The organism is Arthrobacter crystallopoietes BAB-32 (genome assembly GCF_000328305.2).
Lineage (GTDB): Bacteria > Actinomycetota > Actinomycetes > Actinomycetales > Micrococcaceae > Crystallibacter > Crystallibacter crystallopoietes_A.
In genome coordinates, this window is sequence record NZ_ANPE02000252.1 from 1 (window position 1) to 7284 (window position 7284).

At 68.6% G+C, this 7284-nt stretch carries 6 protein-coding genes and 1 pseudogene; 6 read left to right on the plus strand and 1 reads right to left on the minus strand.

Translation table 11 applies throughout. The features are described from left to right. The 6 genes and pseudogenes from D477_RS18750 to D477_RS18775 all read left to right on the plus strand — a co-directional run. A partial coding sequence (locus D477_RS18750; RefSeq protein ID WP_005273615.1) for an SDR family NAD(P)-dependent oxidoreductase occupies positions 1-691 on the plus strand: 691 nt, incomplete at its 5' end. A gap of 35 nt (positions 692-726) precedes the next feature. Then, complete coding sequence (locus D477_RS18755; RefSeq protein WP_005273617.1) at positions 727-1806, plus strand: threonine aldolase family protein; 1080 nt, start codon at positions 727-729, stop codon at positions 1804-1806. 117 nt (positions 1807-1923) lie between these two features. After that, positions 1924-2519 (plus strand): annotated as a pseudogene (locus tag D477_RS18760) (DUF3000 domain-containing protein). Between the two features lie 22 nt (positions 2520-2541). Further along, on the plus strand, positions 2542-3870 hold the full coding sequence (locus D477_RS18765) for an HRDC domain-containing protein (protein WP_005273622.1): 1329 nt from the start codon (positions 2542-2544) through the stop codon (positions 3868-3870). A 92-nt stretch (positions 3871-3962) separates the two neighbouring features. Next, entirely contained in the window at positions 3963-6119 is a 2157-nt protein-coding gene (locus D477_RS18770; RefSeq protein WP_005273627.1) for a 3-hydroxyacyl-CoA dehydrogenase NAD-binding domain-containing protein, read from the plus strand. 55 nt (positions 6120-6174) lie between these two features. Further along, positions 6175-6618 carry a ubiquinol-cytochrome c reductase iron-sulfur subunit gene (locus tag D477_RS18775; RefSeq protein WP_043847690.1) on the plus strand — a complete coding sequence of 148 codons (444 nt, stop codon included), beginning with the start codon at positions 6175-6177 and terminating at the stop codon, positions 6616-6618. Here D477_RS18775 and D477_RS18780 read toward each other — a convergent pair. Next, positions 6610-7284, minus strand: a 675-nt coding sequence (locus D477_RS18780; protein ID WP_005273630.1) for an energy-coupling factor ABC transporter ATP-binding protein, incomplete at its 5' end; no start/stop codon positions are given. The genes D477_RS18775 and D477_RS18780 overlap by 9 nt on opposite strands.

The window sequence follows — 7284 nt, forward strand, 5'->3', positions numbered from 1 at the left end:
CCGGGGGTCCGGCCAGGCGGTCACAGCCGCGTTGCGCCGGGCCGGTGCCGAGGTTATTGCCGTGGGCAGCAACGCAGAGCGCCTGAAGCAGGCGTACGGCAACGACGACGGCGTGTCCACCTTCGTCTGCGACCTTGCAGATCGCGCGGCAGTGGAGGAACTCGCCGCGTCCGTGCAGGACCGCGGCGGCGCGGACGGCCTCGTCCATCTGGTCGGCGGCTGGCGGGGCGGCAAGGGCATCACAGGCCAGAGCGACGAGGACTGGGACTTCCTGCACCGGAGCCTGGTAACCACGTTGCGCAACACCACCCGGGCCTTCTATCCGCAGCTGGCCGCCTCCGAGCACGGCCGTGCGGTGATTGTCTCCGCGGCGGCAGTCGACTCGCCCACTGCCGGCGGGGCGAACTATGCGGCGGCCAAGGCTGCGGCCGAGAGCTGGATGCAGTCCATGGCGGACGGCTTCGCCCGTGAACAGAAAGCCGCCGAAAAGGAAACCGGACACTCGGCACCCCTGCATGCTGCCGCCGTCGTACTTGTAGTGAAGGCGCTGGTGGATGGCGACATGCGGCGCGCGGAACCGGAGAAGTCCTTCGAGGGCTTTACCGACGTTGCGCAGCTGGGCCAGGCGGTGAAGAATTTGTTCGGCACGCCCGCCGCCGAACTGAACGGACGCCGGATCCGCCTCGCATGAGCGGACGGACCAACAGAATTCCAGGAGTAAGGAATATGCCCATCGTGACCGAACCTTCGCTGCTCTCCGCGCCCCTGCATGACGTGTCCTGGCGCGGCTTCGCCTCGGACAATTACTCCGGCGTGCATCCGGAGGTCCTGACCGCGCTCGCCCATGCGAACGGCGGGCACCAGGTTTCCTACGGCGAGGACGAGTACACGGCCCGGCTGCAGGAACTGATCCAGGAGCATTTCGGCAACCAGGCGCAGGCCTTTCCGGTCTTCAACGGCACCGGGGCGAACGTGCTGAGCCTGCAGTCCATGCTGCCGCGCTGGGGTGCGGTGGTCTGCGCCGCCACTGCCCATATCAACGTGGACGAAAACGGTGCGCCCGAGCGGGTCGGCGGCCTCAAGCTGCTGCCCGTTCCCACGGAGGACGGGAAGTTGACGCCCGAGCTGATCGACCGCGAAGCCTGGGGCTGGGGCGATGAGCACCGGGCCCAGCCGCTGGCCGTGTCCATCACGCAGAGCACCGAACTTGGCACCCTCTACAGCATCGACGAAGTCCGCGCCATCGCCGACCACGTCCATGGCCACGGCATGAAACTGCACATGGACGGGGCCCGGCTGGCCAATGCGGCCGCGGCCCTCGGTGTCCCGCTGCGCGACTTCACCACGGAGGCCGGCGTGGACATCGTTTCCTTCGGCGGGACGAAGAACGGACTGCTCTTCGGCGAATGCGTGGTGGTGCTCAACCCGGACGCCGCCACCGGCCTGCCCTACCTGCGCAAAATGAACATGCAGCTCGCCTCGAAGATGCGCTTCATCTCCGCCCAGTTCGTAGCCCTGCTCGAGGACGGTCTCTGGCTGCGCTCTGCCGCGCATGCCAACGCAATGGCTGCCCGGCTGCGTGCGGCGGTGGACCGGATCGACGGCGTGGTGCCCACCCAGCCCACGCAGGCCAACGCAGTGTTCGCCGCCCTGCCCTCGGGTGCGGCGGACCGGATCCGGGAGAAGTTCCGCTTCTACGACTGGGATGCCTCGCGCGGGGAAGTCCGCTGGATGTGCTCGTTCGACACAACCGAGGACGATGTGGATGCCTTCGTCGAAGTCATCCGCGTGGAGACGGCGGAATAGCACGGCAGGATAACGAAGGCCCCTGCCCGGCGCGTCAGACTCCCGAGTGTCAGTGCCGGGAATTAATCTGAGGGTGTGAGTGCGATTGGTGACCTGTCCGCGGTGCCCGCGGATTTCATGACTGCCCTGGCCGCGTTGCGCCGGGCACAGTGCCGCAGCGAGCTCCGTCTCGAAGAACTGCCGGCTCCCTCGCGCCTGGCGCCCTTCGCCGTCGCCCTCGGCGCTGAGGTCATCCAGCCTCGGCCCCGGCGGTCCGCCCGCTGCATGGTCCCGCACTCGCCGCGGCGGGCAGCACCGGCGGAACCGAGTTGGCCACCGGCCGCTTCATCCTGCTCCATGATCCGGAAGGATCCGAACTGTGGGATGGCACCTTCCGCATCGTCACGTACATCCGGGCCCAGCTCGACGCCGAGATGGGCAACGACACGCTGCTCGGCTCGGTGGCCTGGACCTGGCTGGTGGAGGCCCTGGACATCCACAAGGCCATGTACCGCAACGCCGGCGGTACGGCCACCAGGATACTGTCCGAGAGCTTCGGCACCCTCGCAGGCCAGCAGGACGCCATCGACATCGAACTGCGGGCGTCCTGGACGCCGGACAACGCCCAAGTGCAGGCCCATCTGGAAGCGTGGTCGGACATGGTCTGCACCTTCGCCGGCCTGCCACCGCTTCCCGAGGGCGTCGCCTCGCTGCCGAACCGCCGGCGCAACTGACGTGGCATAGACTGAAAGGACCATGACTTCCTTGACTTCGGATTCTTCCGCCGGCTCTTCGCGCCCGAATATCGGCACACCGCCAGCGGCCCCGGAGCAGGCAGTCGAGACCGTCGAACTCACCATGCCGAGCGAGGGCGTGCCTGCTGTCATCGCCACCGCCAACGGTTTGGAACGCGCTGCCGCTGCACTGGCGGCCGGGCATGGGCCGGTCGCCGTCGACGCGGAGCGCGCGTCCGGCTTCCGCTACGGACAACGCGCCTTCCTGGTGCAGCTGCGCCGCGAAGGATCGGGGACGTGGCTGATCGATCCGGAACCTTTCGACGACCTCGTCATCATTAACGATGCCATCCGCGGCGCCGAGTGGATCCTGCATGCGGCCACCCAGGACCTGCCCTGCCTTTCGGCGCTGGGGATGTGGCCGGACCGGCTCTTCGACACGGAACTGGCAGCACGGCTGGCCGGGCTGCCGCGCGTCGGGCTGGCCGCGGTGATCGAGACCCTGCTGGGCTACACGCTGGCCAAGGAGCACTCGGCCGCGGACTGGTCCACCCGCCCGTTGCCGGAACCTTGGCTGCGTTATGCAGCCCTCGACGTCGAAGTGCTCATCGAACTCCGCGCAGCCATGGTGGAGCTGCTGACCAAGCAGGACAAGCTGCGCTTCGCCGAAGAGGAATTCGAGGCCCTGCGCAAGACCGAGCCGGCGCCGCCCCGGCCCGATCCCTGGCGCCGCACCTCTGGACTGCACCAGATCCGCGACCGCCGGCAGCTCGCTGCCGTGCGCGAGCTGTGGCAGGAGCGCGAGCAGCTTGCCGCCAAGCGGGACGTCGCCCCTGGCCGCCTCATTCCGGATTCGGCCATCGTGGCCGCCGCCCGGGCCATGCCCGCCACCGTGCCGCAGCTCCTCGCCGTCAATGGCTTCCACGGCCGGGCTGCCCAACGTGAGGCTCCCCGCTGGCTGCGGTGCATCAGCGCCGCCCGGCAGTTGAAGGACCTGCCCGAACTCCAGTTGCCCACCAATGCTCCCCCGCCGCCGCGCGTCTGGGCGGACAAGGACCCGGCTGCCGCAGCCCGGCTGCAGACTGCCCGCCCGCGGCTCGCAGCGCTGGCAGAGGACCTGACGATGCCCTTGGAGAACCTGCTCACGCCGGACTTCCTGCGCCGCCTGGCCTGGCGCCCGCCGGCCGCAATCTCCGAGGAGACCATTGCCGCCGCCCTGCGCGAGCTGGGCGCCCGGCCCTGGCAGCTAGAGCTGGCAGTTCCAGTGATCACTGAGGCGTTCCTCAATCCCGAGCCGCTGCCGGACGCGAAGGCCGGGAAAGGCAACGGCCGGAAGGACCAGCCGGCCTGACCCGCCGCCGAGGCGGCAGGCGGTGGTTGCTGGTGATATTACCCGTGGGTAACATGATGGGCGACACACTGCATCTGCCCTGAGGAGCCCCGGTGAATTCTGCTTCCGACCGCACCACTTCAACCACGGCAGCGGGCTATGCCGCCTTGGCCGGAAGATTTTCCGACGAAACCGTGACGCATTCGTACGTCCGCGACGTCGAGCTGCCCGGGGCCGGAACGCTCGCGTTGGTGACGCTCGACAACGATCTGGACCATCGCAGGCCCACCACGCTCGGGCCCAACTCGCTCATCGCACTTGGCTCAGCACTCCACCAGCTCAAGGCTCGGGCCACGGCCGGCGAGCTCACCGCCGTCGCCATCACCGGGAAGCCCGGCTATCTGGCGGCCGGCGCCGATCTCTCCGCCGTGGGCCGGCTGGCGGGCGAGAATGACGGGCGGCAGATGGCGCTACTGGGCCATGACGTGTATGGGACGCTCGCTTCAATCGGCGTGCCGACCTTCGCCTTCATCAACGGTGCCGCGATGGGAGGCGGACTCGAACTGGCCCTCGCCGCCGACTACCGCACGATCTCATCGGGCGCCACCGGCATCTCGCTCCCGGAGGCCTTCCTGGGGCTGATCCCCGGCTGGGGCGGCGTGTACCGGCTGCCCCGGCTGATCGGTCCGGGCAACGCCGTAAAGGTCATGATCCAGAACCCCTTGAGCAACAACAGGATGCTGGATGGGGCCGCCGCCTTCGAACTGGGCATCGCTGATGCCTTGCTTGAGCCGGCGGACTTCCTCGAGCAGTCCCTTGCGTGGGCTGCCCGGCTCATCACCGATGATGCCGAACGTAACCGGCTCGCCGCCCGGCGGAAGCACAAGGCGGCCGCCAGCGAGGAGGACTGGGACCACGCGATCGCTGCTGGCCGTGCCTTCATCGAGGCGAAAACCTCCAACGCTGCTCCGGCACCGGCCAAGGTGCTGGCGGTCATGGAGGCCGGCCGCGGCAAGACCCAGGCCGAGTCCGCCGTGCTGGAGGTCGACGCCCTGGCCGAGCTCATGCAGACCCCGCAGTTCCGCGACACGGTCTATGCGTTCCTGGAACTCGTGCAGAAGCGCGCCAAGCGTCCCGCAGGCGCCCCGGACAAGGCGTTGGCACGGCCCGTGGCCAAGGTCGGCGTGGTTGGTGCCGGGTTGATGGCCGGCCAGCTGGCACTGCTCTTCGCCCGCCTGCTGAAAGTGCCCGTGGTGATGACGGACATCGACAAGGCCCGGGTCGACAGGGGCCTGGGCTACGTTCATGCCGAGGTAGACAAGCTGCTCGCGGGGAAACGCCTGTCTCCGGAAGCCGCGGAGAGCATCAAAAGCCTCATCACGGGCACCACCTCCAAAGAGGCCTTCGCCGATGCGGACTTCGTCATAGAGGCGGTGTTCGAAGACCTCGCCGTGAAGAAGCAGATCTTCGCCGAGGTCGAGGCCGTAGTCCGCGAGGACTGCATCCTCGCCACCAACACGTCGTCGCTGTCCGTCGGCGCGATGTCCGCCGACCTGCTGCATCCGGAGCGGGTTGTTGGCTTCCACTTCTTCAACCCCGTGGCCGCCATGCCCTTGCTGGAGATCGTCCGCGCACCCAAGACCAGCGACGACGTGCTCGCCACCGCTTTCGTGCTCGGCCAGGCCCTGAAGAAGACCACCGTGCTCGTGCAGGACGCCGCAGCCTTCGTGGTCAACCGCGTCCTGCTGCGCCTGCTGGGCGAGGTCGTCAGCGCCTTCGACGAGGGCACACCCGCCGAGGTAGCCGACAGCGCCCTGAGGCCCATGGGTTTGCCCATGAGCCCGTTCAACCTGCTGGCCATGGTGGGCCTCCCTGTCGCCCAGCACGTCACCGAATCGCTCCACGCCGCCTTCGGCGACCGTTTCCGCGTCTCCGCCAACCTGCAGAAACTCATCGATGCCGGCGTCCCCTCCCTGTGGACCACGGACGGCGACGGCAGACAGGTCATTCCCGACTCCACCCTCGCGCTGCTCGACTTCGGTGACTCCCCCAGCAGCTCGGAGCAGCTGCTGGGGCGGACCCAGGACGCCCTGGCCGAAGAGATCCGCCTGATGCTCGACGAAGGCGTTGTCGCGGCCCCGGAAGACATCGACCTGTGCATGATTATGGGCGCGGGCTGGCCGCTGCACCTCGGGGGCATCACCCCGTATCTGGACCGCGTCGGCGCCTCCCCACGTGTCAACGGCAGGGAATTCGGCTCGAACCGATAGCAGTTGGGCGCGTGCCGCTGGAAATTTCCAAGTCGGTCCGGCAAGAATGTCGGGTATGGAATCTCCCCGCCCGACCTCACGCCGTTCCCTACTGACCGTCAGTGCCGCGGCAGGAACAGCGGGCCTCTTGGCCGGCTGCTCGCCCTTCCAGGATCTCGTTGGCGACACCAGCGGCGAACCCGCCGCCGTCAGCACCGAGGGCGCACCCGTCCGGGTGGGCAAACTCAGCGAAGTGCCGGTCGGCGGCTCCGCCAGCCGGGACGTCGATGGGAAACCGATCCTGATCCACCGCCCGGACGAGGAAACGGTCCTCGCCTACAGCGCCGAGTGCACCCATCAGGGCTGCAAGGTGGCAGCGACCGAAAGCGAGATCGCCTGCCCCTGCCACAATTCGACCTTCGCCCTGCAGGACGGTTCCGTCACCGGCGGTCCGGCTCCGGCTCCGCTCCCCCGTTTTGCTGCTGCGATCGACGGCGACTGGATCACGGTCTCAGTCTGAGACGSCCCCTTGCGGCATCCGCGGCCTGGCCGGCTGGCTGAGGTCAACGATCCGGTGGCAGTGCCTTCGGGCGAAGTCCAGGTCGTGGGTGGAAAGCAGCACCGCTGCACCGCGGTCAGTGGCTGAGGCCAGGACGTCCGCCAGCCGGGTGCGTCCATGGCCGTCCAGGGCGACGGTGGGCTCATCGAGCACCAGCAGGCGGGGCCGCCGGGCGAGCACCGTGGCGAGGGCAACCAGCCTGCGCTGCGATCCTGGCAGCTCATAGGGGTGCTCGTCGGCTGCCTCCGAAAGGCCGCAGGCCAGCAGCGCGGCTTCGACCGCCTCGGCCGCAGGCCGGGAGCGGCGCCGGCCGAAGCCTACTTCGCGCCGGACCGTCCGCTCGAACAGCTGGTCCGCCGGGTTCTGGAGCAGCAGACCGGCGGCCTCGGCCAGGTCCTGCGGCGATACAGCGGCGGATTCCCGGCCGGCCACGATCACCGAGCCCGTGTCAGGAAGGATTAGCCCGAGTGCCATCTTCAGCAAGGTCGTCTTGCCAACACCGTTCGGCCCGGTCAACGCCACACATTCGCCCGCCTGGACGTCGAGGTTGATTCCATCCAGGAGGCGGGGCCGCCGGTTATCCAGCCCGGCGCCGGGCGTGCGCCCGCGAGCCCGCGAGCTGCGGCT

Bases quoted from the DNA above. Each gene is read 5' to 3' on its own strand.
- D477_RS18755 (WP_005273617.1), top strand. From the start codon at position 727: ATGCCCATCGTGACCGAACCTTCGCTGCTCTCCGCGCCCCTGCATGAC.
- D477_RS18765 (WP_005273622.1), top strand. From the start codon at position 2,542: ATGACTTCCTTGACTTCGGATTCTTCCGCCGGCTCTTCGCGCCCGAAT.
- D477_RS18775 (WP_043847690.1), top strand. From the start codon at position 6,175: ATGGAATCTCCCCGCCCGACCTCACGCCGTTCCCTACTGACCGTCAGT.